This window comes from Kitasatospora phosalacinea, assembly GCF_000717185.1.
Lineage (GTDB): Bacteria > Actinomycetota > Actinomycetes > Streptomycetales > Streptomycetaceae > Kitasatospora > Kitasatospora phosalacinea_A.
On sequence record NZ_JNYE01000004.1, the window covers coordinates 56,795 to 81,799 of the forward strand.

General features: G+C 74.0%; 25 protein-coding genes. 16 read left to right on the forward strand and 9 right to left on the reverse strand.

Features of this window, described 5'->3' with window-relative positions:
* Positions 1–8 precede the first annotated feature (8 nt).
* Positions 9–689 carry a (2Fe-2S)-binding protein gene (locus OO57_RS02930; RefSeq protein ID WP_033250645.1) on the forward strand — a complete coding sequence of 227 codons (681 nt, stop codon included), beginning with the start codon at positions 9–11 and terminating at the stop codon, positions 687–689.
* Here OO57_RS02930 and OO57_RS02935 read toward each other — a convergent pair.
* Positions 667–876: a hypothetical protein gene (locus OO57_RS02935; protein WP_033250646.1), complete on the reverse strand. Its 210-nt coding sequence runs from the start codon at positions 874–876 to the stop codon at positions 667–669. The genes OO57_RS02930 and OO57_RS02935 overlap by 23 nt on opposite strands.
* Positions 877–1,021: 145 nt before the next feature.
* On the opposite strand from OO57_RS02935, the gene OO57_RS02940 reads away from it, so the two are divergent.
* Together OO57_RS02940 and OO57_RS02945 are read left to right on the forward strand one after the other, a co-directional pair.
* Positions 1,022–1,495: a hypothetical protein gene (locus OO57_RS02940; RefSeq protein WP_033250647.1), complete on the forward strand. Its 474-nt coding sequence runs from the start codon at positions 1,022–1,024 to the stop codon at positions 1,493–1,495.
* Between the two features lie 77 nt (positions 1,496–1,572).
* Positions 1,573–2,043, forward strand: a complete 471-nt coding sequence (locus tag OO57_RS02945) for a hypothetical protein (RefSeq protein WP_033250648.1) — start codon at positions 1,573–1,575, stop codon at positions 2,041–2,043.
* A 19-nt stretch (positions 2,044–2,062) separates the two neighbouring features.
* Here OO57_RS02945 and OO57_RS02950 read toward each other — a convergent pair whose 3' ends face one another.
* Positions 2,063–2,836: a helical backbone metal receptor gene (locus OO57_RS02950; RefSeq protein ID WP_234337195.1), complete on the reverse strand. Its 774-nt coding sequence runs from the start codon at positions 2,834–2,836 to the stop codon at positions 2,063–2,065.
* An 82-nt stretch (positions 2,837–2,918) separates the two neighbouring features.
* Entirely contained in the window at positions 2,919–6,353 is a 3,435-nt protein-coding gene (locus OO57_RS02955) for a carbohydrate binding domain-containing protein (RefSeq protein WP_418909868.1), read from the reverse strand.
* 348 nt (positions 6,354–6,701) lie between these two features.
* Between OO57_RS02955 and OO57_RS02960 the strand changes: the two genes are divergently transcribed.
* The gene (locus OO57_RS02960; protein WP_033250650.1) at positions 6,702–7,175 is read left to right on the forward strand and encodes a hemerythrin domain-containing protein; all 474 of its coding nucleotides are present in this window, start codon (positions 6,702–6,704) and stop codon (positions 7,173–7,175) included.
* 80 nt (positions 7,176–7,255) lie between these two features.
* Complete coding sequence (locus OO57_RS02965) at positions 7,256–7,762, forward strand: hypothetical protein (RefSeq protein WP_158715004.1); 507 nt, start codon at positions 7,256–7,258, stop codon at positions 7,760–7,762.
* Positions 7,763–7,830: 68 nt separating this feature from the next.
* On the opposite strand, the gene OO57_RS02970 is transcribed toward OO57_RS02965, so the two are convergent.
* Positions 7,831–9,051, reverse strand: a complete 1,221-nt coding sequence (locus OO57_RS02970; RefSeq protein WP_033250651.1) for a PucR family transcriptional regulator — start codon at positions 9,049–9,051, stop codon at positions 7,831–7,833.
* Between the two features lie 315 nt (positions 9,052–9,366).
* Between OO57_RS02970 and OO57_RS02975 the strand changes: the two genes are divergently transcribed.
* Positions 9,367–9,828 carry an SsgA family sporulation/cell division regulator gene (locus OO57_RS02975; protein ID WP_051776443.1) on the forward strand — a complete coding sequence of 154 codons (462 nt, stop codon included), beginning with the start codon at positions 9,367–9,369 and terminating at the stop codon, positions 9,826–9,828.
* 76 nt (positions 9,829–9,904) lie between these two features.
* On the opposite strand, the gene OO57_RS02980 is transcribed toward OO57_RS02975, so the two are convergent.
* Together OO57_RS02980 and OO57_RS40605 are read right to left on the reverse strand one after the other, a co-directional pair.
* A complete protein-coding gene (locus OO57_RS02980; protein WP_033250652.1) occupies positions 9,905–10,699 on the reverse strand; it encodes a hypothetical protein in 795 nt (264 codons plus the stop codon).
* A gap of 89 nt (positions 10,700–10,788) precedes the next feature.
* On the reverse strand, positions 10,789–11,805 hold the full coding sequence (locus OO57_RS40605; protein WP_051776445.1) for a transglycosylase SLT domain-containing protein: 1,017 nt from the start codon (positions 11,803–11,805) through the stop codon (positions 10,789–10,791).
* Positions 11,806–12,067: 262 nt separating this feature from the next.
* On the opposite strand from OO57_RS40605, the gene OO57_RS02990 reads away from it, so the two are divergent.
* On the forward strand, positions 12,068–12,337 hold the full coding sequence (locus tag OO57_RS02990; RefSeq protein WP_033250653.1) for a GlsB/YeaQ/YmgE family stress response membrane protein: 270 nt from the start codon (positions 12,068–12,070) through the stop codon (positions 12,335–12,337).
* Between the two features lie 54 nt (positions 12,338–12,391).
* Here OO57_RS02990 and OO57_RS02995 read toward each other — a convergent pair whose 3' ends face one another.
* Positions 12,392–13,726 carry a hypothetical protein gene (locus OO57_RS02995; protein ID WP_234337196.1) on the reverse strand — a complete coding sequence of 445 codons (1,335 nt, stop codon included), beginning with the start codon at positions 13,724–13,726 and terminating at the stop codon, positions 12,392–12,394.
* A gap of 435 nt (positions 13,727–14,161) precedes the next feature.
* Here OO57_RS02995 and OO57_RS03000 point away from each other — a divergent pair, with 435 nt between their 5' ends.
* Entirely contained in the window at positions 14,162–14,812 is a 651-nt protein-coding gene (locus OO57_RS03000; protein WP_051776448.1) for a hypothetical protein, read from the forward strand.
* A gap of 418 nt (positions 14,813–15,230) precedes the next feature.
* Here OO57_RS03000 and OO57_RS03005 read toward each other — a convergent pair whose 3' ends face one another.
* Complete coding sequence (locus tag OO57_RS03005; protein WP_033250655.1) at positions 15,231–15,779, reverse strand: NADPH-dependent FMN reductase; 549 nt, start codon at positions 15,777–15,779, stop codon at positions 15,231–15,233.
* 335 nt (positions 15,780–16,114) lie between these two features.
* On the opposite strand from OO57_RS03005, the gene OO57_RS03010 reads away from it, so the two are divergent.
* The 3 genes from OO57_RS03010 (at position 16,115) to OO57_RS03020 (ending at position 20,151) form a co-directional block, all read left to right on the forward strand.
* Positions 16,115–16,861 (forward strand): SAM-dependent methyltransferase, encoded by a 747-nt coding sequence (locus OO57_RS03010; protein ID WP_033250656.1) that lies wholly within the window; start codon positions 16,115–16,117, stop codon positions 16,859–16,861.
* 65 nt (positions 16,862–16,926) lie between these two features.
* The gene (gene thpR / locus OO57_RS03015) at positions 16,927–17,565 is read left to right on the forward strand and encodes an RNA 2',3'-cyclic phosphodiesterase (RefSeq protein ID WP_051776450.1); all 639 of its coding nucleotides are present in this window, start codon (positions 16,927–16,929) and stop codon (positions 17,563–17,565) included.
* Positions 17,566–18,027: 462 nt separating this feature from the next.
* Positions 18,028–20,151: a cellulose binding domain-containing protein gene (locus OO57_RS03020; RefSeq protein ID WP_033250657.1), complete on the forward strand. Its 2,124-nt coding sequence runs from the start codon at positions 18,028–18,030 to the stop codon at positions 20,149–20,151.
* 117 nt (positions 20,152–20,268) lie between these two features.
* Here the strand turns inward: OO57_RS03020 and OO57_RS03025 are convergent, their stop codons facing one another.
* Positions 20,269–20,667, reverse strand: coding sequence for an ArsR/SmtB family transcription factor (locus tag OO57_RS03025; RefSeq protein WP_418909869.1), 399 nt, complete (start codon positions 20,665–20,667; stop codon positions 20,269–20,271).
* On the opposite strand from OO57_RS03025, the gene OO57_RS40610 reads away from it, so the two are divergent.
* The 5 genes from OO57_RS40610 (at position 20,645) to OO57_RS03050 (ending at position 24,992) form a co-directional block, all read left to right on the forward strand.
* Positions 20,645–20,965 carry a hypothetical protein gene (locus OO57_RS40610; RefSeq protein ID WP_418909870.1) on the forward strand — a complete coding sequence of 107 codons (321 nt, stop codon included), beginning with the start codon at positions 20,645–20,647 and terminating at the stop codon, positions 20,963–20,965. The genes OO57_RS03025 and OO57_RS40610 overlap by 23 nt on opposite strands.
* 88 nt (positions 20,966–21,053) lie before the next feature.
* Positions 21,054–21,905 carry a fumarylacetoacetate hydrolase family protein gene (locus tag OO57_RS03035; RefSeq protein ID WP_033250660.1) on the forward strand — a complete coding sequence of 284 codons (852 nt, stop codon included), beginning with the start codon at positions 21,054–21,056 and terminating at the stop codon, positions 21,903–21,905.
* An 8-nt stretch (positions 21,906–21,913) separates the two neighbouring features.
* Positions 21,914–23,236: an L-fuconate dehydratase gene (locus OO57_RS03040; RefSeq protein WP_033250661.1), complete on the forward strand. Its 1,323-nt coding sequence runs from the start codon at positions 21,914–21,916 to the stop codon at positions 23,234–23,236.
* The gene (locus OO57_RS03045) at positions 23,233–23,997 is read left to right on the forward strand and encodes an SDR family NAD(P)-dependent oxidoreductase (protein WP_033250662.1); all 765 of its coding nucleotides are present in this window, start codon (positions 23,233–23,235) and stop codon (positions 23,995–23,997) included. Before OO57_RS03040 ends, OO57_RS03045 begins: the two co-directional genes overlap by 4 nt.
* Complete coding sequence (locus tag OO57_RS03050; RefSeq protein ID WP_033250663.1) at positions 23,994–24,992, forward strand: aldo/keto reductase; 999 nt, start codon at positions 23,994–23,996, stop codon at positions 24,990–24,992. Before OO57_RS03045 ends, OO57_RS03050 begins: the two co-directional genes overlap by 4 nt.
* The last annotated feature ends 13 nt before the right edge of the window (positions 24,993–25,005 follow it).

Consider the following 25,005-nt stretch of genomic DNA (forward strand, 5'->3'; position numbering starts at 1 on the left):
TGCCGCCGATGACGGCCGCCCGGCTGCTCTCCGCCCTCGGCCCGTACTTCGCCGTCCGCACCGACCCCGCCCCGCCGCCGGGGTTCCGGCCGCTGGCCGAACTGTACGGAGCGGACGGCCCGTTGGGGGCGCGGGTCGCCGAGGTGGCGCGGGTGCTGCGGACGGGCGAGGCGCGGGTGGCGGCGTCGACGGCGCACCTGGGGCTGGCGGCGCGGCTGTGGTCGGTGGCGCTGGGGGCGGCGGTGGTGTCGGGGCGGGTGGCGGACCTGGCGGGGGCGTGGTTCGCGTTGCCGCCGCAGGGGCCGTTCGACCTCTGGGTGGCGTCCGTGGGCGGCGGCCCGGCGGTCACCGTGGAGGCGCTGGAAGTCGTGGTGCTGGAGGGGCAGTTGGCGCCGTTGGCGGGGGCGGTGCGGGCGGTGGCGCCGGTGGCGCCCGGGCTGCTGGCGGGCAATGCGGCGTCCGCGTTGGTGGGTGCGGCGCGGCAGTTGGGGTCGGTGCCGCAACTGCGGGGCCCGGCGGCGGCGTTGGCGCGCGGGCTGCTGGCCCGTCCGGCGCTGGCGGCGACGGGTGCGGTGTCGGCGCCCGGCGGGCCGCTGGGGTTCCGCCGGGCGTCGTGCTGCCTGTACTACCGGACGCCGTCCGGCGGGCTGTGCGGTGACTGCGTGTTCACCCGGCCGCCGGGGAGGTGACCGGTCGCTTGCCGAGGGGCTGGAGCAGGGCCGCACTGTGCCGGTGGGCCTCGGCGGAGGTGGCGTCGAGGACGATGCCGATCTCGGCGAACTCCGGGAGGGCGAGGAGCCCTTCGACGCCTTCGGCGGTGGTGGTGAAGCCGAAGCGGCGGGCCCGGGCCGCACCATCGCCGCCCAGATGGCCCACCTCACCGACGCCGTGGCCGCCCTCGGCGAGGCCGCCGTCGAACCCACAAGGCCCTTGCGGCACAATGAAGTCGACCGCCCGGCAGGTACGCCCCCGCGGGAGAGACCGGCACCACCGCCGGACCGACCACCCCGGGAGGACACCCGTGCGCAAGGCAGTCCGAACGCTCCTGCCCGCCGGAACGGCCCTCCTCCTGGCCCTCGCCGCGACGGCCTGCGGGACGGCCGAACCGAAGCAGCAGACCGCCGAAGTCCGCACCGACGCCCAGCTGTTGGCGAAGTGCGCCGCCCTCCCCGCCGAGGCCGACAGCGTCCACTGGACGTACCGCACCCTCGGCGTCCAGGACTCCCGCGTCCCCGGCCCCACCGACCGCGCCCTCGACGGCCTCGCCCGCCTCACCCCCGACGGGGCGGCCCGCCTGCGCACGACCGCCACCTGGGCCCCCGCCGACCACCGACCCCCCGCCGAACTGGCCGCCCTGCTCGACCGCCCCGTCCCCACCTGGCTCCGCACCCCGGCCCTGGACGGCCGATCCCCCTCCGGCGCACCGCACTTCCTGCTGGACCCCGACAGCGACACCCTCTACTTCTGGGCGGTCAACCCGCACTGCGCCGACTGACGGCCGAAGGGCCGGAACGTGGAGACTTGGCAGCGCCCGTGGCACGGGCCGGAGAACGAACGATCGGAGCGCACCCGGTGATCGGAGCAGTTGCCCTCGAACTGAACGCGGCGGTCCTGGAGCACGCGAGGCTGTGCGAGACCGCTCCGGACGATGCGGCCGGCGTCGTGCAGGCGGCCGAACGGATCCGCCGCCTCGTCGTGGCCTACGGCGAGGCCGTTTCCGCGGGCTCCGGCTGGGGGAACCCGCTCGCCGGTGTCGTGCCCGCCGCTCCTGGTGACGGGGCGCCCGGCGAGGACCCCCGCGACCTTGGCACCGAGAACGAACCGGACGGTCCCACCTGGTTCTCGATCGTCGAGAACCACGCCCTGCACGTGCACGACGCGGATGCGGTCATCGCGCTCGCCCGGCAGCGCACCGGTACGGAACCGGGCGGCCTGGAGGAGGCCCTGATCGCGCTCTGCGGGCAGGACGGGTGGAGGCCCGAGCAGTATCCGGGAGGCATCGTCGAGCTGGACCGGCGGTCGAACGACGTGTGCCGGGGGTAGTCGCCCGTACGGCCGCCTCTCACCGCGCGCGCAGGCCCGCCCCGAGGACGGTCGGGGCCTCGGCCAGTGACGGGCCGTACCAGGTGAGGTGGCGGCCGGAGAGGAGGGCGTGCGGGAGGGCGGGGAAGGCTTCGGGGCCGTCGGTGGCGGTGAAGCGGTAGGGCTCGTCCGGGAGGAGGGCCAACTCGGCTTCCAGGGCGTGGAGTTCGGGGAGGGTGAGGCGGGGGTAGCGGTCGGGGTGGCCGGCGGGGAGGAGGGTGACGCCGAGGCGGCGCAGGAGGTCGGCGGCGAAGGTGTCGTGGCCGAGGACCATCCAGGGGCGGCGCCAGATCGGGGCGATCGCGCGGACGGCGGGCGTCGGCGCCGGGAAGGACCAGGCCTGTCGGGCCGCCACCAGCCAGTCGGGGCAAGGGAGTTGGAGGGCGTCGACGAGCAGGCGGTGCAGGGAGGCGAGGGCCTGGTCCAGGTCGCGGATCCGGGTGGTCCACACCGGGAGGCCCGCGGCGCGCAGCGCGGCCAGGTCGGGGGCCCGGTTCTCCTCCTCGTTGGCGACGACCAGGTCGGGTCGGAGGGCGCGAATGCCTTCCAGCGAAGGGTTCTTGGTGCCGCCGATCCGGACGGCGTCGAGCCCGGCGGGGTGGGTGCACCAGTCGGTGGCGCCGACCAGCAGGCCGGGGGCGGTGGTGGCGACGGCCTCGGTGAGCGAGGGCACCAGGGAGACCACCCGCCGCACGGCGGGCGGCAGGCGTACGGGGTTGCCCTCGTCGTCGGTCAGGTGCCGGGTCGCGTCCATGCCGGGAACGCTAGCAGCGGCCGACGGCCCGGGGGCCGCCGACCGCTGGTGGCGCTTACTGGTGGAACGCGCTGGTGGCGCGTTACTTCAGGTACGGGCCGTCGGTGCCGATCTTGCCCGGGGCGGCGTTCTTGCCGCCCAGGTCGAGGACGTAGACCCGCAGGTTGCCCTTGCCGGGGGCGGCGATGGACAGGGTGCCGTTGGTGACGGTGCGGACGTCGCCGGAGACGGCGTCCTTGTAGGTGCCGTTGGGGATGCCGGTGAAGGTGGCGGCGTCCGTGGCGGTGACCAGGGCGAAGGAGTCGACGCCGCTGGCGGCGTCGGTGTAGCGGCGCTTGAAGGACATGCCGCCGCTGACGCCCTCGGTGGAGTACTGGCCCATCTGCAGGGCGGGGATCGCCCGGCGGATCTGGTTGAGCCGCTGCACCTGCTTGACCAGCGGCTGCTGCAGGGTGGTGGCGACGGCGCCGCTGGCCGAGGAGACCACCGAGAAGTCGGGGGCGGTGACGGTGCCCTCGACGTGGTCGCCGTAGTAGGCGCGGCCGGTGGTGGCGAGCGGGCAGGACGGGCCGCAGTCGATCTGCTTCCCGGCCTGGAACTCGATCTCGGAGCCGTAGTACAGGGTGGGGATGCCGCGGAAGGTCCACATCAGGGCCATGTTCTCGGCCCAGGCGTCGGTGCCGCCGGTGTAGCGCACGCTGGACTTGTTGGGCCCGTAGTCGTGGCTGTCCACGTACACCACGTTGTAGGTGGCGTCGTTGGTGGAGTCGTCGGAGTCCTTGCCGTTGCCGAACGCGTTGTGCGCGTCACCGAAGTTCATGTGCATCCGCATGTCGATGATGTTCATGCCGGAGAACTTCGAGTGGTCGGGCGCGTGGTAGGTGTTGCCGTTCAGGAAGGCGTTGGTGGACGTCGGCTGGTTGCCGGTGCCGAGCTGCTCCTCGTAGTTGTACTGGTCGAGCGCGGCCTGCACGTCGTCGGCGGTGTAGTCCTTGCGCTCCTTCCAGGTGTAGAACTGCGCGGAGTGGTTGACCGAGCCGCGGTTCCACTTGTCGTTGACGAACGCGGCGACCTCGCCGAAGACGAAGAAGTTCTGCGCCTTGGCCGGGCCCCAGTCCTGGGTGACCCGCTGCTGGATCGCGGGCAGGAAGCGCCGGTTCCAGGTGACGCGCGGGATGTGCACGGCGGTGTCGACCCGGAAGCCGTCCACGCCCATGTCGATGTACTTGTTGTACGCGCCGATCAGGTAGTTCTGGACGTCGGCGTTCTCGGTGTTGAAGTCGGCCAGGTCGTCGGCCAGCCAGCAGGAGCGCGAGTCCTCGCCCTCCCAGTTGCCGATCCAGCAGGTGTGGTAGTACTTCGACGGGAACATGCCCGAAGTCGGGCTGGGCCACTGGCAGTTGTAGATGGTGTAGCCCTCGGGGCTCTTGTACTGGGTCGGGGTGCCCCAGCCGACGCAGGTCTGGCCGCTGGGCTGGGTGGTCGACCACAGGTCGCCGTTGTAGTACGACTTGCCGCTCTTCGGCTCGACGGTCAGGCCGTCGTACTCGAAGCCGGGCTGCTTCTCGTCGTAGTACCAGGACCACTGGGCGTCCCGGACGCCGTACACGGTGGGCACGTACAGGCCCTTGGCGCCCCAGCGGGAGCTGTGGTTGTAGACCACGTCCTGGTAGATCTTGATGCCCTTGGCGTGGGCGGCGTTGATCAGGTCCTGGTAGGAGGCGCCGGCCGACTCCAGCCGCGGGTCGACCTTGTAGAAGTCGTAGCCGTGGTAGCCGTGGTAGTCGTAGTCGGAGCGGTTGAGGACCACCGGGGTGATCCATACCGCCGAGAAGCCGAGGCCCTTGATGTAGTCGAGCTTCTGCACCAGGCCCTTGAAGTCGCCGCGGAACATCGGGTCGTTGTTGGCCGCGTTGCCGGACTTCACGTCCTGGTTGCCGCCCCGGTCGTTGGACGTGTCGCCGTCGTAGAACCGGGCGGTGAGCACGAAGTAGATCGGGTCCTTGCGCGGGTCGGTGCCGATCATCTCGCCGGGCGCGGCGGCCGGCGGGGCGTCACCGGTGGTGGCGACCGCGGCGGCGGAGGCGGCGGAGACGTTCCCGGCCGCGTCCAGCGCCTTGACGGTGTAGGTGTAGACGGTGCGCGCCTCCAGGCCGCTGTCCGAGTAGACCGTCGAGCCGACGTTGATCACCGAGGTGCCCTTGGTACCGCCGCTGCGGGTGACCTGGTAGCCCGTCACGCCCACGTTGTCGCTCGCCGGTTCCCAGGTCAGCACGATGGACGTGTCGGTGGCACTGGCCTCCACCCCGGCCGGGACGCTCGGCGCGGTGGTGTCGGGGACGACGGCCGCGCACGGGTCGGCCGCGTTGCCGGTGACCTTGCCGTTCTGGACGGTGCTGACGCCCGCCGGGACGACGTAGTTGGCGCCGTTGTTGTTGTCCCAGGTGCCGTTGCCGTTGTTGAACGTCGCCGCCATGGTGGCCGCGGAGCCCAGGTCGACGGTGCGCTTGTACCAGCCGGGGCAGGCGAGTGTCATGCCGATGCCCGGCGCCGCCGTCCACGCCCCGCCCGCCGGGGCGTAGTGCAGGTTGACGATGCTCCAGCCGACCACGGCGGTCGAGTAGAACACGGTGGCGCTCTTCCCGGCCGGGGTGCTGCTGCTCGCGGACGGGGACGGGCTGGCGGACGCGGAGGCGCTCGCGCTGGCCGACGCGGAGGGGGACGGGGACGCGGACGCGGACGCGCTGGCGCTCGCGCTCGGGCTGGGGCTGGTGGTCGTGGCGCACGGGGCGGTGCTGCCGAGCACGCCGTCCTTGACCGTCACCACGCCCGTCCCGAGGGCGTAGTTCTTGCCGCCGTTGTTGTCCCAGGTGCCGGAGCCGTTGTTGAAGGTCGCCTGCAGCCCGGTGGCCGTGCCCAGGTCGACGGTCTTCTTCACCCAGTCCGTGCAGGCCGCCTCCATCGCGACGCCCGGCGCGGTGGTCCAGGTGCCGCCGTTGGGGGCGTAGTGCAGGTCGTAGGCCGACCAGTTGCGGGTCTTCGTGTAGTAGTAGACGGTCGCGCTCGCACCGGTCGACGACTGGCTCGGGCTGGGGCTCGAACTCGGGCTGGTGGTACCGCCGTTGTCGGTGCCGCACGGGTCGCTGTGGGCGATCACGCCGTCCTTGACCACCACGGTTCCGGTGCCCAGGGCGTAGTTCTTGCCGCCGTTGTTGTCCCAGGTGCCGGAGCCGTTGTTGAAGGTCGCCTGCAGCCCGGTGGCCGCGCCCAGGTCGACGGTCTTCTTCACCCAGTCGGTGCAGGCCGCCTCCATCGCGACGCCCGGCGCGGTGGTCCAACTGCCGCCGTCCGGGGCCCAGTGGAGGTCGTACGCCGTCCAGTTGCGGGTCTTGGTGTAGTAGAAGACGGTGGCCGTGTTGCTACCGCCGGCCGTGGTGCCGGTCGCCGCGCTCGCGGTGACGCCGAGTTGGGCCGTGGACAGCAGGCCGGCGGTGAGTGCCGCCACTGCCGTGAGCACGACGGCGATGGGGCGCCGTCGGTGCCGTGCTCGTCTGGTCAAGGGGGTGTCCCTCGGTGCTGGGGCCGCGGGCGGTGGGGAACTGCCTCGCGGCAGGAATGGGTGGGGGAGTTTGCGCAAGAACTTGCAAGAGCTTCCAGGAGGTTACTGAGGCATGACCTGCCTGTAAAGACTCCCTGACGCCGCTCATTGGCGGACGATTCGACGGAAATCCACCCCACTCACCGAAAGATCTTTCCGCAACAACCAGGGCCACCGCGTCGGCGTGCCGCGTCGGCGTGCCGCGTCGGCGTGCCGCGTCGGCGTGCCGCGCCGGGGCGGGGTGGGGCGGGTGGTGAGACTGGCGGGATGTGCCACTACTGCGGGTGCCGCGAGATTCCGCTCATCAAGGACTTCATCCGGGAGCACGAGGCCGCCACCGACCTGACCGGGGAGGTCGCCCGGCTGCTGGAGGCGGGCGACCTCGCTGCCGCGGGGGCGCTGCTGCCGCCGCTGGCCGCCGAGTTGGCCTCGCACTGGCGGGGCGAGGAGCAGGGGCTGTTCCGGGTGATGCGCGGGGATCCGGAGTTCGCCGCGTACATCGACGCCCTGGAGGCCGAGCACCGCGGACTGGCGGAGTTGCTGGCCGGCACGGACCTGGCATCGCCGACGGACCGGGCGGCGCTGCTGACGGCGTTCGCGGAGTTGCGCGAGCACATCGCGAAGGAGGAGGACGGCCTGTTCCCGGCTTCGCTGATCGCCCTGACCGCCGCCGACTGGGACGCCTCGATGGCCGCCTGGCAGGAGGCCCACCCGGGCCGGCAACCCTCCGGACCCGGCTGAGCGGCGCGTCCGGAGGCGGCGGCGCGGGGGCCCTGTTCGAGCTCCCGTCCCTGTGCGATCCTTTCCTGACAGTACGTCTCATGACGCGACGTCAGGTCGCCGGACACGGGGGTCCCATGGGCAAGTCGTCCGAGCGCGCGCGCCTCGCCGCGGCCACCGCCGCCCACCGGGTGCTGCACCACATGGTGGTGGAGGGCGGTCGGGCACGCGACCTCCCGGCCGAGGTGGCGGCTGCCGGTCCGGCGCTGCCGGGGGTGCTGAACGCCTTCCTGCGCAACGTGATGGAGTTCGTCTTCGAGGGCTCCGAGCCGGTCGGGGAGATCAGCGCCTACCTGGTCCGGTTGCAGCGCGCGTACCCCGCCGAGCTGCGGGTCCTGCAGCCGGAGCCGATGGCGGTGTTCGTCCGGGAGCAGATCGGGCCGGGTGCGCCGCCGCCGGGCGAGTCGCGCTTCCCGGTCAACGACGCCGTGGTGTTCCAGTCCCGGCTGATCGCCGAGTACACCGCCCGGCACCAGGGCTTCTCCCGCGAGCAGGTGGAGCTGTACCTGCGGGGGGCGATCGCCCGGTACGCGACCGGCGGCGCCTGAGCGGGGCCGCCGCGGGTCACTCCGGCAGGTCACTCCGGCAGGTCACTCCCGCGGGTCACTCCCGCGGGTCACTCCAGCGGGTCTCGGACCACTTCGGGCAGGTGCAGGACCGCCTGCAACGCGATGTACAACTCGGCGGAGTCCAGGCGCCGTTCGAGGGAGCGGCCGGAGAGCTGTTCGATCCGGCGGAGCCGGTAGCGGATGGTGTTGGGGTGGCAGTACAGCAGTTTGGCGGCCTTGTCGGCGGAGCCGTCGACGGCGAACCAGGTGGACATGGTGGTGAGGAGCTGTTCGCGCTGGCCCTCGGGGAGCTCCATGACGGCGCCGAGCACCTGGTTGCCGATCCGGGAGGCGGTGGAGGGGGCGGAGGCGACCAGCATCGGCAGCGGATTGGCGTCGAAGAGGGTGACGGTCTCGTCGGGGCGGGCGGAGCTGGCGAGGGCGACCTGGGCGAGGTGGAGGGCCTGCGGGGTCTGGTCGAGGCGGGTGTAGCAGGGGCTGACGCCGGCCCGGCGGACGGTCTGGCTGCGGAGGGTGTCGACGAGCAGGTCGATGGCGGCGGCGGCCCGCATCGAGACGATGCCGATGTGGGCGTCGGGGGTGAGCCGCCAGGCGGAGCCCATGTCGTGCTCGCGCAGGGTGGGTTCGATGTCGGGGAGGGCCTGCCGGGCGAGGCCGGGGGCGTGCGCGACGACGACGGCGAAGGTGCCGTCGTACGGGAGGGTGAGCATGTCGGCGGCTTCGAGGACGGAGCCGGGGTTGCCCATGCCGCCGCGCAGCACCACGTCGACCAGGGCGGAGCGCTCCTGGTCGCGGCGGACCATGAGCAGGGCGGTGGTCTCGTTGAAGGCGTTCATCATGGCGGTGGTGGACTCTTCGTTGAACCGCCAGACGTCGGTGGCCATCTGCACGAGCTCCTCGCTGGTGGCGAGGCCGTGGCGCAGGGATTCGGCGGCCATCGTCTCCCAGAGGTGGGCGAAGCCGATCCGGAAGGCGGACTGCACGGTGGCGGCGGGGACGCCCTGTTCGGCGCGGAGCCGTCCGGTGCGGCGGGGGGCCTCCAGGCAGAGGCCGTCCTCGTGGGCGAGGCGGCGCAGGGTGAACTCGAGGTTGCTGCGGACGGATTCGGCGAGGTCCCCGGCGGGCAGCGGCCCGGCGCTGCGGTAGACGGCCATGGTGTCGCGGATGCGGCGGACCGTTTCCTCGGTGAGCACGGCGAGCCGGTCCAGCAGGTGGCCGGCCAGTCGCGCGGCCGAGTCGACCGGCGCGTCGGTGAGTCGGGTGCCCATGCGGCGAGCCTAGGCGCGCGGGGCGGGGCGTCCGGTCGGGGCGGGGGCGCGGGGCGGGGCGGGTACGCCGTGGGGTGCCGGGACGGGCGGTGACCGCACGGCCGTTCCACGGGTGAGGGCGGGGGCGGGTGTTGACGGTGCGTCGGGCCGTTGGGGGGAGGGTTTTGTCGCGGCCCACAGGCGGGGGCGGGGCGGGGCTGTTCGTCCGGACAGCGTTGGCGCCCGGTGGGCCCGCGGGTGCGCCGGGCGGCTCTAGTCTCCTGCTCAGACCAGCCCGGGCCCGCCGGGCCGGACCGAGTGGAGAAGGCACCCGTGATGGAGAGCCCCGCCGACCTGCGCCTGGACCTGGTGATGGATCTGCTGCTGTCGCCGGAGGAGGCCTTCCCGGTCCCGGCGCGGCTGGCGTACTCCCCCGACGACCCGTACGCGGTGCACGTCGCCTTCCACGTCGACTCGGCGCAGCCGATCGGCTGGTTCTTCGCCCGGGAGCTGCTGGTGCAGGGGCTGCTGCGGCCGACGGGGCTGGGCGACGTACGGGTGTGGCCGGCGGTGGTGGACGGGCGGCGGATGGTGACGCTGATGCTGTGCTCGCCGGAGGGGGACGCCTTCCTGCAGGCTCCGGCGGCCCGGGTGGCGGCCTGGATGCGGCAGACGCTGCGCCTGGTGCCGCCGGGAGGGGCGGCGGAGCGGGCCCGGGTGGAGCGGGCGCTGGCGACGCTGTTCGCGGCGGGCGGGGCGGCCGGTCCGGGGGTCCGCCCCACCCTCAATGACATGTGATATTTTACATAGCGCCCATGGGGACGCCCCCGGGAGCGCCGGAGCCTGTGCCCCGCACTCCCGGGGGCGGCGACCGTCAGACGCAGTCCTTGAACGCGGTGCAGGCGGGCTTGCCGAGGGCGTCGGAGAGGGCCTGCCGGTCGGTGGGCGCGGTCCAGGCGGTCTTCGGGCGGGCGCCCGCGGGGAGGTCGGCGCGCAGGGTGAGTTCGGCGATCGAGCCGCGGTTGCTGACCAGGAACTCGTGCACCACGACGGTGCTGCCGTCCGCCTGCGGGAGGGTGACGTCGGCGAACAGGTGGTCCGCGTCCTCCCCGATGACGGTGACCTCGGCGCCGGGGGCGGTCTCGGCGCAGTCCTTCACCCCCTGCGCGAAGACGCCCATCAGGGCGTAGGTGGTCTGGATGACGCCGCTGCTGTCCGCGCCGGAGCCGTAGCTGGCGATGGTCTCGTCGGCCTTCCAGTCGCCGCTCGCCCCGCCCAGCGAGGCGGTCTCCACCATCGCGACCTCGGCGTGGTACTCGTCGCGCCGGGTGTGGCAGAGCGTCTCGATCTGGAGCTTGCCCTGCTCGCCGAGCACCTTGGCGGGGCCGGGCGCACTCCAGTGCAGCGCGGCGTTCAGCGGCACCGCCTTCGGGTCCACCCACACCCCGGCGGGCAGCCGCCCGGCCTTCCCCGGCGTGGCCGCGGCCTCGGAGGCGGCGGGGGTCTTCGCGGCGGGGGTCTTCGCGGCGGCGGGCGCGCTGGGGACGGCGGTCGGCGCGCCGGACGCAGCGGAGTCACCGGTGTCGGTGCCCTCGGGGTCGCAGGCCGACAGGAGGGCGACAGCGGAGAGGCAGGCCACCGTGGCGGCGGCGAGACGGAGCGAACGCACGTGTATCCCTGGGGAGTTCGAGAACGGTGGAAGGGGTGGGCGGCCGGTGGGCGGCGCCCCCGCCGCACACCGGACCCGCCCGGGGTGGGTCAGTAGCCCGCGTGCGGGCGGTTCGGGTCGGCCTGCTGCACCTTGGCCTTCAGGTCGTGCCCGTCCGCCGCGACGCGGTAGGTGCTGCGGATGTAGGTCATGGCCGCCGCGACGTTGGCCACCGGGTCGTAGATGTCGGTGGAGGTGCCCTTGACGTGGTTGGCCGCGAAGGTCTCCGGGACGCACTGCCAGCCGCCGCGCGAGCACCCGGCCGGCTTGCCGTCCCCGACGGTCGCGCCGCGCGCGTTGCTGTCCCAGGCGTTGACCTGCGAGCCGGGCGCGTTGTACGTGGACTCGCGGGAGGCGATGGTCAGCATGCCCTCCGTCCACGCCGCGCGGGCCTTCGGGTCGGTGACGCCCATCGCGTCCAGCGCCCGGGAGATGTACTCGCGGCAGGCGGCCTCGCCGCTGCGGTACTTCCCCGCGCCGTCGTAGGTCACCTGGCCGACCTTGATCGCGCCCTCGTGCGACACGGTCGGCGCCGGGTCGTGGCCGCCGCTGCCGTGGCCGCCGCTGCCGCCGTGGCCGCCACCGGCGGGCTTCTTCGGGGCGGCGGGCGTCGGTGCGCCGGGCTTCTTCGGGCCGGTGGGCGCGGGGGCGGGCGCGGCGCCGCCGGGCTTCTTCGGGGCGGTCGGCTGCCCGGGGCGGGCGCCCCCGCCGGGCTTGGCGAGGCCCTCGCGGGCGCGCCGCTCGGCCTCCGCGTACTGCTTGGCGATGCTGCCGAGCTTGGCGACGTCGGCGCCGAGGTTCCTGGTGAGCTCGTTCTTGGCGGCCTCCAGGGTCGCCATCCGCTGCTGGACCGCCTCGACCCGCTCGCGCACCCGGGCGACCACCACGCCGAAGCCGACGACGTTGCCGAGGGCACCGGCCGCGAGGTCGGTGGCGACGGCCTTGGCCATCACGCCCTTGATCCGGCCGGTCCGTTCGGACAGTTCGCCCATCCGCTGCTGGATCGACCGGAAGTCCTGCTGGATCTTCGCGAGTTCACCGAGTTCGTAGCCGAAGCCCGCTGCCATTCCGTGTCCCCCCGTAGGACTTGACATCCGCTCAGGTCGTTTATCCCATCACACCGCGTCGCGGCGCAATCGCCCAGGGCCCCGGACCGGGTCGCCTGCGTACCCTTTGCCCGGCTTGTGCAAACCTGCCGGTCAGGGGCCCGTCGAGATGCCGGAGCGCGCGGGGCGCGCGATCATGGCAGGTGCGGACCGTCCCGTCGGCGGGCCGTGCACGGTCCACCGCCGCAGACCGCCGGCGCCCGACCGGAAAGGCTGGGTATCGATGTTCCAAATCATCTGGATTCTGCTGATCGGCCTCGTCCTGGGCCTACTCGCCAAATTGATCCTGCGCGGGCCGCAGTCCATCCCCTGGTGGCTGACCATGCTGCTCGGTGCGGCCGGCGCCCTGGTCGGAAACCTGGTGTCCGGCTGGATCGGCGTCCGGCACACCGGGGGGATCGACTGGATCAGGCACCTCCTGCAGATCGGGTTCGCCGTCCTCTTCGTGGGGCTGGTCGCCCCGGCCTGGAGCAGGTCACGCACCAGCAGGTAGCCCGTACGGCGCACGGCCCGGCCCGGCCTCCCGGAGGGGCCGGGCCGTGCGTCGTCAGGCGAAGCGGGAGCTGCGGACCGGGCCGGAGGAGCGGATCCGGTCCCGCGGGCCGGTCGCCCAGGTGGCGGCGGCGCGGGCCGCGAACCGGGCCAGCTCCTCCGGCGGGTCGGGCGGCGTCCGCCCGTCGCCCTCGTCGGGTTCGGCGGAGGCGGCGAGGACCTCCCGGGCCAGCTCCTCGGCCGGGCGCCCGTCCGCGGGGCCGCGGGTGACCCCGCCGTCCTCGCCCACGACCATCCGCGGCTCCCAGGGCGCGACGATCCGCTGCACCAGCAGGCCGCAGACGTCCGCCGACACCGCGGGGGTGTCCGTCCAGCAGGTCGCGTGCTCGTACAGCACCTCGCCCGGCGCCCGCTCGTGCAGCGCGGAGAGCACCTCCCCGTCCACCTCGTTCAGGTCGTACGCGAGGACCAGCGCGTCGGGCGTGCCCGGCCGGTACGGGGCGGCGGGCAGGCCGAGCAGTTCGGCGGCGGCCAGGCCGAGCGCCCGGCTGCCGCGGTCGGGCAGCAGCGCGACGGAGGCGGGGCGGCGGCCGGTGGCCGCCAGGACGGTGCGCAGCCGCTCCAGGCCGAGCCGGCAGTTGTCCCAGTTGTCCTGGAGGTACGCCCAGCGGCCCGCCATCCCGGCGTCGTGGCCGTACGGGGAGAGGGTGGCGAGCAGGCCGCCGGTGAGGACGTGGTGCCAGCCGCGCAGGTCGGTCGGGCCGGTGGGCGGGACGGCGGCGGCCCGGGCCAGGGTGCGGCGGATCCGGTCGGCGGCGGGCCGCCAGGTGTCGTCGGGCGCGGAGAGCCCTTCGAAGACCTCGCGGGCGAGGTCGAGCCGGCCGGCCATCAGCGCGTTGTGCACCAGCAGGTAGCGGTCGGGCCAGTCGCCGGTGGTGTCCCGGTGCTCCTGGAGCAGTGCGACCGCCTCGCCGTGCCGCTCGCCGTCCTCCAGCGCGACGGCGAGTTCCAGCAGCACCTGCCGGGGGTTGACGGCCCGCTCGGCCGGGCGGGCCCGGCCGAACAGGCGCCGCTTGGCCTCGGGCGCGGTGTCGCCGCGCAGCGCGCCCTCCAGCGATTGGCGCAGCGCCTGGACGGCGAACTCGGACAGGCCGTGCTCGATGCAGGCGTACCCGTACGCGTAGAGCGCGCCGGGGCCGGACGGGTCGGCGGTCAGCGCGGCGGCCGCGGCGGCCAGCTCGTCGATTCCCACCATTTCGGCCAACTGCCTGACGGCGGGGGCGAGTTCAGCGGCCGTCAGGCTGTCGGCGCGGGCCCTCAGCTCGCGGACGGCGCCCTGCGGGTCGCCCGCGTCGAGCAGTTCGTGGGCCTTGGTGAGATCGGGGTGCACGCAGTGTCCTCCTGGGTCGGTCATGGGTCGGTCATGGATCGGTCATGGATCGGCGCCGGTCGATCCCGGTCGTGTTCCGGTCGGTCCCGGTCGGCGCCGGTCGGTCCGGGGCGGTGGGGTGTCGGGGCGCGGCGTTCCGGCGGCCGCCGGGGCGCGCGCCCGCCCGATCATCGCCGCGGCGCGCCGCCGGGCCAAGCGGTTTTCCGCGACCCGCACGCCGCGACCGTTCGTCCGGGACCGCATTGTCGACGTGTCACCGTCCGGTCCCGATGCGGTCCGGAATCGGCGTCTTCGCCCCTCCGCCGGGCCCGGCACCCGTAGCGTTCCTGCCCGTGGCGCCGCCCGGGTCCAGCAGCCCGTCCGTACCGCCCTGACCACGCACGTCACCGCGCACGTCACCACGCACATCACCACGCACTCGGGAGAACCATCGCCATGACCGGACGCCAACCGCTCGCCGCCCGCGCCCTGTTCGCCTCCGCGGCCCTGGCCGCGACCCTCGCCCTGGCCGCCTGCGACCCGGAGGGGACGGACGGCGACACCGCCGCCCCCGCCGCGACGACCGCGCCCGTCTCCGCCCCGGCGGCGCCGAAGTCCTCGCCCGCCGCGACGAAGTCCGCCGCCGCGGCCGGCAAGCGGACCCTGACCGAGGCGGCCACGGCGGGCGGCCTGGCCCGGGCGACCGGGGACGCGCAGCTGAGCGACGTGCCGGTGGACCCGGGCGAGATGCGCGACGGGATGAACCTGGTGGAGGCCAACTACCAGTGGGAGGTGGGCGGTTCGAACCGTCCGGTGCTGTTCGCCGGGGTCGACAACGTGCCCGAGGACCCGAGCAAGCGCCGCGAGCACCTGTGGCGCGGCCTGATCGACTACGCGACGGGCGAGGGCTCCACCGGCAGCCCCGGCGAGTCCGTCGCGTACCCGGCGGGCCCGCTCGGCGGCAACCTGGAGTGCTTCCCGCTGGGCGCCGACGCGCTGTGCGGCTGGGTCGACTCCTCCACCGCCGCGGTCGCCCTGTTCCCCGCCAGCTCCCCGGAGGACGCGGCGAAGCAGTTCGCCCTGATGCGCGCCGACCTGGAGCACTGACGCCCCGGGGCAACCAGCTGGTACACCATCAGCTTCCTTCTCCATCATGGAAGTCGACGGAACAGGGTCTGCTCGGAAAGCTACCTGACCGTTCTCGCGGCGGTCGGGCCGCGACCGGCCGCGAGGGAACTGCGATGCGTTTTTCGGGAGTTGCCTGGACCGGCTCCGGCTCCGGCTTCGCCCGCGTCGACCGACCGCCCGTCACCTGACAAGGGGCCCGTCAGGGGCCCGGGGAACGGCGGGGCCGAGCTGCTGACGGCCGGAGCCCACCGGAAAGTCCGCGCTGCTCCGGGCCGTACGGACAGAACCCGAAGCCAACCCGAAGCCAACCCGAAGCCACCGCACGCACCGGCAGTGCATCCGCAGCAGCCCCGGCCCCGCCGTTCCCCGGGCCCCCGGCGGGCCCCCTCGTGGGGCCCTACTCCCCCCGCTGCGCGGCCCTGCGGAGCGCCGCGGCCTCCATCGCGGCCAGCACGCCGCGCAGTTGCTCGCGCAGCGCCCCGTCGGCGACCCGGCCGTCCTTGAGCTTGGTGCCCGCCTTCGGGACGGACATCGACTCGGGCAGGACGTCCGCGCCCATCATCCGCAGCGTCTCGGTGGTCCAGGCCCGGGCGCGCTCGCCGCCGGTGACGGCCGGGGAGGCGGTGACCACGGCGACCGGCTTGTCGACGAGCTCGCCCCCGCCGACGACCCACTCCAGGGCGTTCTTCAGCACTCCCGACATGCCCGCCGCGTACTCGGGGCAGGCGATCAGGACGGCGTCGGCCGCGGCCAGCCGGGCCCGGAGCTCCAGGACGGGCGCGGGCGGTCCGGCCAGTTCGACGTCGTGCTCGAAGTAGGGCAGCCCGGCCAGCCCCTCGTACAGGGTGAACCGCGTTCCCGGGCCGCACAGCTCGGCGGCGGCCAGCGCCACCTGCCGGTTGAGCGATCCCGCGCGCAGGCTGCCGACGATCCCCACGAACTCCATCTGCCTCTCCCCGTTCCTCGGCCGTGCGTACCGGAGCACATTCTCGGCGACCGGGCGGTCACGCGGGTCCTGACCATGGTCCTGGTCCTGGCCCTGGCCCTGGTCCTGCCCCGGAGCGGGCGGCAGCGGGAGCAGACCGTCGCCGCCGTCCGCGCCCGACCGTCCGGTGGCGGGAAAACCCGTGGACGCGGGGAGGCCGTGCCGCGTAGATTCCGCCGCAGTACCGATCCCACGAGACTGCGGGGTGTTTTGGATGACGGTCCAGGTCGACGCGGCTGAGTTCGAGGAGCCGCGAGAAGACGCCATGACCTCTTCCGACCGAAGGAACCCCCGGAGTGGATCTCCCACGTAGCTTCACCGTCCGCGAGAGCGGCCACCGCATCCACAACCCGTTCACCGACGAGAAGCTGGCCGCCCTCGGCCGCGCGCTCCGGCTGGAGCCCGGCGCGCGCGTCCTGGACCTGGCCAGCGGCTCCGGCGAGATGCTGTGCACCTGGGCCCGCGACCACCGCGTCGTCGGCACGGGGGTGGACATCAGCACGGTCTTCACCGCCCACGCCCGGGCCCGGGCCGTCGAGCTCGGCGTCGCCGACCGGGTCGCCTTCCTGCACGGCGACGCCGCGGAGCACGTCTCCGCGGAGCCCGTCGACCTGGCGTCCTGCCTCGGCGCGACCTGGATCGGCGGCGGCGTCCCCGGCACCGTCCGCCTGCTGGAGCGCAGCCTGCGCCCCGGCGGCACCATGCTGATCGGCCACCCGTACTGGCGCCGCAGGCCCGAGACCCGGGAGGCCGTCGAAGCCTGCTACGCCTCCTCCGTCGACGACTTCCCGTCGCTGGACGGGCAGGTCGCGGAGTTCGGCGCGCTCGGCTACGACGTGGTCGAGATGGTCCTCGCCGACCAGGACAGCTGGGACCGCTACCGCGCCGCCCAGTGGCTCAACATCCGCCGCTGGCTCGACGCCAACCCCGACGACGAACTCGCCCCCGCCATGCGGGAGGAGCTCACCACCGCCCCCGTCTCCTACGTCCGGTACGAACGCGAGCACCTGGGCTGGGGCGTCTTCGCCCTGATGCGCCGCTGACCACCCGGCCGGGGGCCGACCGACCTCGGCGGCCCCCGGTCCCCGGCGGGTGCTAGAAATCCCTGGTGGACGAACACCCCCCGCCCGACGGCCACCCCGCGCCGGACGGCCACCCCGCGCCCCCGACCCTGCGCGTCTTCGTCGCGCTGGCCCCGCCCGACGAGGCCAAGGACGAACTCGCCCGCGCCCTGCGACCCGCGTACGAGGCGCACCCCCGGCTGCGCTGGAACCGGATCGAGGACTGGCACGTCACCCTCGCCTTCCTCGGCGAACTCCCCGCCACCGCCGTACCGCCCCTGCACGCGGCCCTGGCCGACCGCGCCGCCGGGCGACCCGCCCTGCGGCTGGGCCTGCGCGGCAGCGGACACTTCGACGGGCGGCTGCTGTGGAGCGGCATCGACGGCGACCTCGACGGGCTGCACCGCCTCGCCACCGACGTCCGCGCCCTGCTCCGCACCCACGGCCTCGGCTTCCGCGACCGCCCCCTGCACCCCCACCTCACCCTGGCCCGCGCCCGCCGCGACGACCCCCTCGGCATCCCCGCGAGCGCCGCCACCCTCACCGACTTCACCGGCCGCCCCTGGTGGACCCCCCGCCTCCACCTCGTCGGCAGCACCCCCCTCCAGGCCCCCACCCCCCTGCGCTACCGCGACATCGCCTCCTGGCCCCTCACCGTCCCCCCGGACCACCCGAATTCCGGCTGACGCAGCGGGCCGTCCTGCCGGAGGACGGCGGCCGTGACGGACACGGACGAGAACTGGCTCCCGCGGACGACGGCGCGGCACCGTTGGAGCCGGCCGTGGAACCCTGGGCGGACACCCGCCGGCTCCAGCCACAGCAGACCTGCGCCGTCATCACCCGCTCACCGACGACAGACGGCTCCCGGCCCGGCTCCCGGGGCGCGAACGTTTCAGCGGGGCGGTGGGCCCGGAGCTGGGCGGACCGGGGTGGGGGCGGGGGCGGGCTGGGTGGGGTGATTGACATGTTCGGGGCCCGCTTCCCACCATGGGAGCGCTCCCAGAGCGTGTCCGCAGCCCCACCTGCCCGCGCGGCACCGTACTGCCGCACGGTCGCAGTCCGCACAGTTCGGTTCCCCGTCCACCCGTCCGGTTCCGCGGCGCACCCGGCCGCGGGGCGGGCGCCCCACCCGGGAGGAACGACCCCCCATGCTGTTCCGCAGGAGACCAGCCGGTTCCGGCACCCGTCCGCTCGGCGCGGCGGCCTCGGCGGTGCTGGCCGTCGCGGCCGCGGCGCTGCCGCTGTCCGCCCCCGTCACCGCTGCCGCCGCCGACACCGCCCCCGCGGGCGACACCACGGTGACGGTGAACGCGAGCGCGGGCCTGGGCACCGTCAGCCCCGACGCGCTCGGCGTCAACGCCGCGATCTGGGACTCGCACATGAACGACCCGGAGGTGGTGTCGCTGTACAAGGAGGCCGGGATCGGCGCGCTGCGCTACCCCGGCGGCTCGTACGCGGACATCTACCACTGGGTCGACCACACCGCGCCGGGCGGCTACGTCGCCCCGGGCACCGGGTTCGACGCGTTCATGGGGACGGTGAAGGCGTCCGGCGCGCAGCCGATCCTGATCGCCAACTACGGTTCCGGCACGCCGCAGGAGGCCGCGGACTGGGTCCGGTACGCCAACGTCACCAAGGGGTACGGGGCGAAGTACTGGGAGATCGGCAACGAGGTCTACGGCAACGGCGTCTACGGCAACGGCTGGGAGAACGACACCCACGCCGACAAGTCGCCGGACGAGTACGCCCGCGAGGTGAAGGCGTACGCCGCGGCGATGAAGGCCGTCGACCCGACCGTCAAGATCGGCGCGGTGCTGACCATGCCGGGCAACTGGCCGGACGGGATCGTCGCGTCCGGTGACAGCGGCGACTGGAACCACACCGTGCTGGCGGCCGTCGCGCACGACGTCGACTTCGTCAGCGTGCACTGGTACCCGAACGCGGGCGGCGGCGACGGGGCGCTGGCCGCGGTGCAGCAACTGCCCGGCCAGCTGCGGGAGGTGCGCAACCTGCTGGACCGGTACGCGGGCGCCGACTCGGCGGGCATCGGCATCGCGATGACCGAGGTGAACTCGGAGTCCGGCAACGGCGCGCTGACCAGCCGTCCGAACGGCCTGTTCGCGGCCGAGGCGATGAGCACCGCGCTGGAGAACGGCGTCTTCAGCGTCGACTGGTGGGACACCCACAACGGCGTCGGCCCGATCACCACCGTCAACGGCGAGACCGACTACGGCGACATGGGCCTGCTGTCCAGCGGCGGCTGCAACGGCAGCGTCTGCGAGCCGGCCGTGAACACCCCGTTCGCGCCGTACCACGGCATCAAGGCGCTGGGCGCGCTCAGCGACCCGGGCGACACCATGCTGGCCTCCGCGGCCTCCGGTGCCGAGGTCTCCTCGCACGCGGTGCTGCGCGCCAACGGCGACCTCAGCGTGCTGCTGCTGAACAAGAGTTCCAGCACCGCGCACACCGTGGACCTGCGCTACCGGGGCTTCACCGCGGACGGCTCGGCCCCCGCCGTCCGGCGCTGGGCGCCCGGCGACGACGGCCTGGTCGACGCGACCGGCACCGCCACCGCCACCGCCGCGTCCGCGACCCTCGCCCCGTACTCGATCACCGTGCTGACCGTGCACCCGAAGCCCGGCACCGGCCCGTCCGCGGCGACCGTGGGCGCGCCCGGCACGCCGCGCACCACCTCGGTCGGCGCCAACACCGTCGCGCTCAGCTGGCCGGCGGCCACCGGCGCGGTGGACCGCTACGAGGTGTACGAGCAGCTCGGCACGACCGTCCAGCTGCTGGGCTCGTCCACCGGCACCTCCGCCACCCTCTACAACCTGCCGCCCGGCTCCCGGCACACCGTCAACGTGCTGGCCCGCGACCAGGCCGGGCACCTCTCCCGCCCGTCCGCCCCGCTGACCTTCACCACCGGGACCCCCGGCGACAGCACCTGCACCGTGACCTACCAGGTCACCGCGGGCTGGGGCAACGGCTTCGTCGCCAGCGTCGTGGTGAACAACCTCGGCCCGGCCGACATCGACGGCTGGACGCTGGACTTCGACTGGCCCTCCACCGGGCAGTCCGTCGGCTCCTGGTGGAACGCGAACGTGGTCGGCACCGGCCAGCACGTCCGGGTCACCAACGGCGAGTACAACGGCCACCTGGTGCCGAACGGCGGCAACTCCGCGGACTTCGGCTTCGTCGGCAACAACAACGGCGCCAACCCGTCCCCGACGGTCTTCCGCCTGAACGGGACGGTCTGCCGCACCATCAGCTGACCGCACCACCGCACCACCACACCACCGGGCGCGGGCCCGGCGGGGGGACACCTTCCTCCCGCCGGGCCCGCGCCCGTTCCTGCTTCCGCCGCCACTTCCACTTCCGCGCAAGGGAGTTCAGGGCTGCGGGGTCCAGGCGGCGACGAGGTCGAGCAGGCCCGGGAAGCGCGCGTTCAGGTCGTCGACCCGGACCTGGCTGCGGCGTTCGAGGCCGTACTGCCGCTGGCGGGTGACGCCGGCCTCGCGCAGCGCCTTGAAGTGGTGGGTGAGCGAGGACTTCGGGCGGTCCAGGCCGAACCAGTGGCAGGAGTGGTCGAACTCCTCGGACTCCAGCAGGAGTTTGCGGACGATGGTGAGCCGCAGCGAGGAGCTGAGCGCACCCATCACCTCCTCCAGCCGCAGGTCCGCGACGGCCGTCGCGGTGCGCTCCGGATCGGCTCCCGCGCTGGCCGCCGCCGCGCTGCTGGCCGGGGCCGGGCAGGGGCTGGGGCAGTTGGGCGGCCTGTCGCTGCTCAACTCCGCCGTTCCGCCGCGCCGTCTCGCCGAGGCCAACGCCGCCCTGAACGTGGGCGGTTACCTGCCGGCCGGCCTGCTCCCCGTCTCCGCCGGGTACCTCAGCGACGCGGTGGGCCTGACCACGGGCGCCACCGTCTTCGCCGCCGCCCTCGCCGCCCTGGCGCTCCTCGGCGCCGTCCTGGTCCTGACCGCCCCGCGCAGCGCCACCGCCCCATTCATCGGAGGAGAGATGAAGGCAACGGGGAGAGCGTTGGAAAATAATCGGCGAAACACCCAGAAATCCCCCAGCGATCGGTGAATACATCGGATGACTACTTGTCGGGCTGCGGACCCACGGCCTAGGGTCGTGCCGCTCGACCGACCGCCCCAGGCCCAGGAGGACCCCCATGAAGCTGCTGCGCATCGGCGCACCCGGCGAGGAAGTGCCCGCGGTGCTGGCCGCGGACGGGAGCGTGCGTTCGCTGGCCGCGCTGACCGGTGACGTGGACGGGGCGTTCCTGGCCGGGGGCGGGGTCGAGCGGGTGCGGGCGGCGCTCGCGGCGGGGGAACTGCCGGTGCTGGACGCCGAGGGGGTGCGGGTCGGGGCGCCGGTGGCCCGGCCGGGGAAGGTGGTGTGCGTCGGCCTCAACTTCCGTGACCACGCGGCGGAGACGGGCGCGGCGATCCCGACCCGTCCGGTGGTGTTCATGAAGGACCCGGCGACGGTGGTGGGCCCGTACGACGAGGTGCTGATCCCGCGCGGCTCGGTGAAGACCGACTGGGAGGTGGAGCTGGCGGTGGTGATCGGGCGGCGGGCCCGCTACCTGGGCTCCTCCGAGGACGCGGCGGCCTGTGTGGCCGGGTACGCGATCAGCAACGACGTCTCGGAGCGGGAGTTCCAGTTGGAGTTCTCCGCGCAGTGGGACATCGGCAAGTCCTGCGAGACCTTCAACCCGCTGGGCCCGTGGCTGGTGACGCCCGACGAGGTGGGCGATCCGCAGGCGCTGGGGATGCGGCTGTCGGTCAACGGGCAGGTGCGGCAGCACGGCGACACCAAGGAGATGGTCTTCGACGTCGCGTACCTGATCCGGTACCTGAGCCAGTACATGGTGCTCAACCCCGGCGACGTGATCAACACCGGCACCCCGGCCGGTGTCGCGCTCGGCCTGCCCGGCCTGCCGTACCTGCGGGCGGGGGACGTGGTCGAGCTGTCCGTGGACGGGCTCGGCACCCAGCGCCAGACCTTCGTCGACGCGTGAGCGGGCCCGTGAACGCCGCCGCGGCCCGGATCACCGCGCTGGACACGTACGACGTCCGCTTCCCGACCTCGCGCGAGCTGGACGGCTCGGACGCGATGAACCCCGACCCGGACTACTCGGCCGCCTACCTGGTGCTGCGCACCGACGCCGGGGACGGGCTGGAGGGGCACGGCTTCACCTTCACCATCGGCCGCGGCAACGACGTGCAGGTCGCCGCGATCGACGCGCTGCGCCCGTACGTGCTGGGGCGGCCCGTGGCCGAGTTGTGCGCCGACCCCGCCTCGCTCTCCCGCGACCTGGTCGGTGACAGCCAACTGCGCTGGTTGGGGCCGGAGAAGGGGGTGATGCACATGGCGATCGGCGCCGTCCTCAACGCGGTGTGGGACTTGGCGGCCAAGCGGGCCGGCCTGCCGCTGTGGCGGCTGCTCGCGCAGGCCGAACCGGAGTGGCTGGTCTCCCAGGTCGACTTCCGCTACCTGAGCGACGCCCTCACCCCCGAGCGGGCCCTGGAGCTGCTGCGCAGGGGCCGCCCGGGCGCGCAGGAGCGGACGGCGAGGCTCCTGGAGCGCGGCTACCCCGCGTACACCACCTCGCCCGGCTGGCTCGGCTACGACGACGCGAAGCTGACCCGCCTCGCGCAGCAGGCCGTCGCGGACGGCTTCACCCAGATCAAGCTGAAGGTCGGCGCGGACCTCGCCGACGACGTGCGCCGCCTGCGCACCGCCCGCGCCGCCGTCGGGCCGGACGTGCGGATCGCGATCGACGCCAACCAGCGGTGGGACGTCGCGCAGGCGATCGAGTGGACCAACGCCCTGGCCCCCTTCGGCCCGTACTGGATCGAGGAGCCCACCAGCCCCGACGACGTGCTGGGCCACGCCGCCGTGCGCCGGGCCGTCGCGCCGGTGAAGGTCGCCACCGGCGAGCACGTGCAGAACCGGATCGTGTTCAAGCAGCTGCTGCAGGCCGGGGCGGTCGACGTGCTGCAACTGGACGCGGCCCGGGTCGGCGGCGTCAACGAGAACCTGGCGGTGCTGCTGCTGGCGGCGGAGTTCGGCGTCCCGGTGTGCCCGCACGCGGGCGGGGTCGGCCTGTGCGAACTCGTCCAGCACCTGTCGATGTTCGACTACGTCGCGCTGTCGGGGACGGTGGCGGACCGGACGATCGAGTACGTCGACCACCTGCACCAGCACTTCACCGACCCGGTGGTGATCGTGAACGGCCACTACGCGGCGCCCACCGCGCCCGGCTTCTCCGCCACCGTGCACCGCACCTCGATCGACACCTACCGCTACCCCGACGGCACCTACTGGGCAGAGGAGTTGAACACGTGACGGACCTCCAGGGCCTGCGCGCGATCGTCACCGGCGGCGCCTCCGGCATCGGCCTGGCCACCGCCCGGCTGCTCGCCGAGCGCGGCGCCGCCGTCGCCGTCCTCGACCTCGACCCGGGCGACGCGCCGCTGGGCTTCACCGCCGACGTGGCCGACGACGCCTCGGTGCGCGCGGCCGTCGCCGCGGCCGCCGAAGCGCTCGGCGGGATCGACGTCCTGGTCAACAACGCCGGGATCGGCGCGGCCGGGACGGTCGCCGACAACGACGACGCGCAGTGGCACCGCGTGCTGGACGTCAACGTGCTCGGCATCGTCCGCACCACCCGCGCCGCCCTCCCCCACCTGCGCGCCTCCGTACTGTCCCGTCCGGGAGCGACCGCCGCGATCGTCAACACCTGCTCGATCGCCGCCACCGCCGGGCTCCCGCAGCGCGCCCTGTACTCCGCCTCCAAGGGCGCCGTGCTGTCGCTGACCCTCGCGATGGCCGCCGACCACGTCCGCGAGGGCATCCGGGTCAACTGCGTCAACCCCGGTACGGTGGACACCCCCTGGGTCGGCCGCCTGCTGGACGCCGCCGACGACCCGGCCGCCGAACGCGCCGCCCTCGCCGCCCGCCAGCCCACCGGACGCCTGGTCTCCGCCGAGGAGGTCGCCGCGGCGATCGCCTACCTCGCCTCCCCGGCCGCGGCCTCCACCACCGGCACCGCGCTCGCCGTCGACGGCGGCATGCACGGCCTGCGCCTGCGACCGGCGGCGTCATGACCGTCCGCACCCTGGGCCGCTCCCGAGTGCCGGTCAGCGCACTGTCGTTCGGTGCGGCGGCCATCGGCAACCTGTTCACCGCCGTCACCGACCACCAGGCCGAGCAGGCCGTCCACACCGCCTTCGCCTGCGGCTACCGCCACTTCGACACCGCGCCGCACTACGGCCTCGGCCTCTCCGAGCGCCGCCTCGGCGCCGCGCTGCGCCACCACCCCCGCGACGCCTACACCCTCGCCACCAAGGTCGGCCGCCTCCTCGTCCCCGACCGACAGCCCGGCACCGACCCGGAGTTCGCCGTCCCCGCCACCCACCGCCGGGTGTGGGACTTCAGCGCCGACGGCGTCCGCCGCTCCCTCGAAGCCAGCCTGGAGCGCCTGGACACCGACCGGATCGACCTCGTCCACCTGCACGACCCCGACGACCACGCCGAGCAGGCCCTCACCCAGGCCTACCCGGCGCTGGAGCGCCTGCGCGCCGAGGGCGTGATCGGCGCCATCGGCATCGGCATGAACCAGGCCGCGCTGCCCGCCCGGTTCGTCCGCGACACCGACATCGACGCCGTCCTGCTCGCCGGGCGCCACACCCTGCTCGACCGCACCGGCCTCGACGAACTCCTCCCCCTCGCGGCCGAGCGCGGCGTCTCCGTCATCAACGCGGGCGTCTTCAACTCCGGGCTGCTCGCCGCCCCCCGCCCCGGCGCCCCCTACGACTACGCCCCCGCCCCGCCCGAGGTGCTCGCCCGCGCCCTCGCCCTCCAGGAGGTGTGCGAGCGCCACGGCGTGCCGCTGCGCGCCGCCGCCCTCCACTACGCCGCCGCGCACCCGGCCGTCGCCACCGTCCTGGTCGGCGTCCGAAGCCCCGAACAGGCCCGGGACAGCGCCGAGTTGCTGCACCGACCCGTCCCCGCCGCACTCTGGGCGGAGCTCGCGGAAGCCGGACTGCTCCCCGCGGACGCGCCGACTCCGGGGGCTCCCGCGGGCGCCTGGCTATCCTGAGGGACCCGATCAC

What these genes read in the sequence shown, in the direction of transcription:
- OO57_RS02930 (WP_033250645.1), top strand. Translation starts at nt 9, where the DNA reads ATGACGGCCGCCCGGCTGCTCTCCGCCCTCGGCCCGTACTTCGCCGTC.
- OO57_RS02970 (WP_033250651.1), bottom strand. Translation starts at nt 9,051, where the DNA reads ATGGGCACCCGACTCACCGACGCGCCGGTCGACTCGGCCGCGCGACTG.
- OO57_RS03000 (WP_051776448.1), top strand. Translation starts at nt 14,162, where the DNA reads ATGACCGGACGCCAACCGCTCGCCGCCCGCGCCCTGTTCGCCTCCGCG.
- OO57_RS40605 (WP_051776445.1), bottom strand. Translation starts at nt 11,805, where the DNA reads ATGGCAGCGGGCTTCGGCTACGAACTCGGTGAACTCGCGAAGATCCAG.
- OO57_RS02975 (WP_051776443.1), top strand. Translation starts at nt 9,367, where the DNA reads ATGGAGAGCCCCGCCGACCTGCGCCTGGACCTGGTGATGGATCTGCTG.
- OO57_RS03005 (WP_033250655.1), bottom strand. Translation starts at nt 15,779, where the DNA reads ATGGAGTTCGTGGGGATCGTCGGCAGCCTGCGCGCGGGATCGCTCAAC.
- OO57_RS02950 (WP_234337195.1), bottom strand. Translation starts at nt 2,836, where the DNA reads ATGGACGCGACCCGGCACCTGACCGACGACGAGGGCAACCCCGTACGC.
- OO57_RS03020 (WP_033250657.1), top strand. Translation starts at nt 18,028, where the DNA reads ATGCTGTTCCGCAGGAGACCAGCCGGTTCCGGCACCCGTCCGCTCGGC.
- OO57_RS02965 (WP_158715004.1), top strand. Translation starts at nt 7,256, where the DNA reads ATGACGCGACGTCAGGTCGCCGGACACGGGGGTCCCATGGGCAAGTCG.
- OO57_RS03035 (WP_033250660.1), top strand. Translation starts at nt 21,054, where the DNA reads ATGAAGCTGCTGCGCATCGGCGCACCCGGCGAGGAAGTGCCCGCGGTG.
- OO57_RS02960 (WP_033250650.1), top strand. Translation starts at nt 6,702, where the DNA reads ATGTGCCACTACTGCGGGTGCCGCGAGATTCCGCTCATCAAGGACTTC.
- OO57_RS02990 (WP_033250653.1), top strand. Translation starts at nt 12,068, where the DNA reads ATGTTCCAAATCATCTGGATTCTGCTGATCGGCCTCGTCCTGGGCCTA.
- OO57_RS03050 (WP_033250663.1), top strand. Translation starts at nt 23,994, where the DNA reads ATGACCGTCCGCACCCTGGGCCGCTCCCGAGTGCCGGTCAGCGCACTG.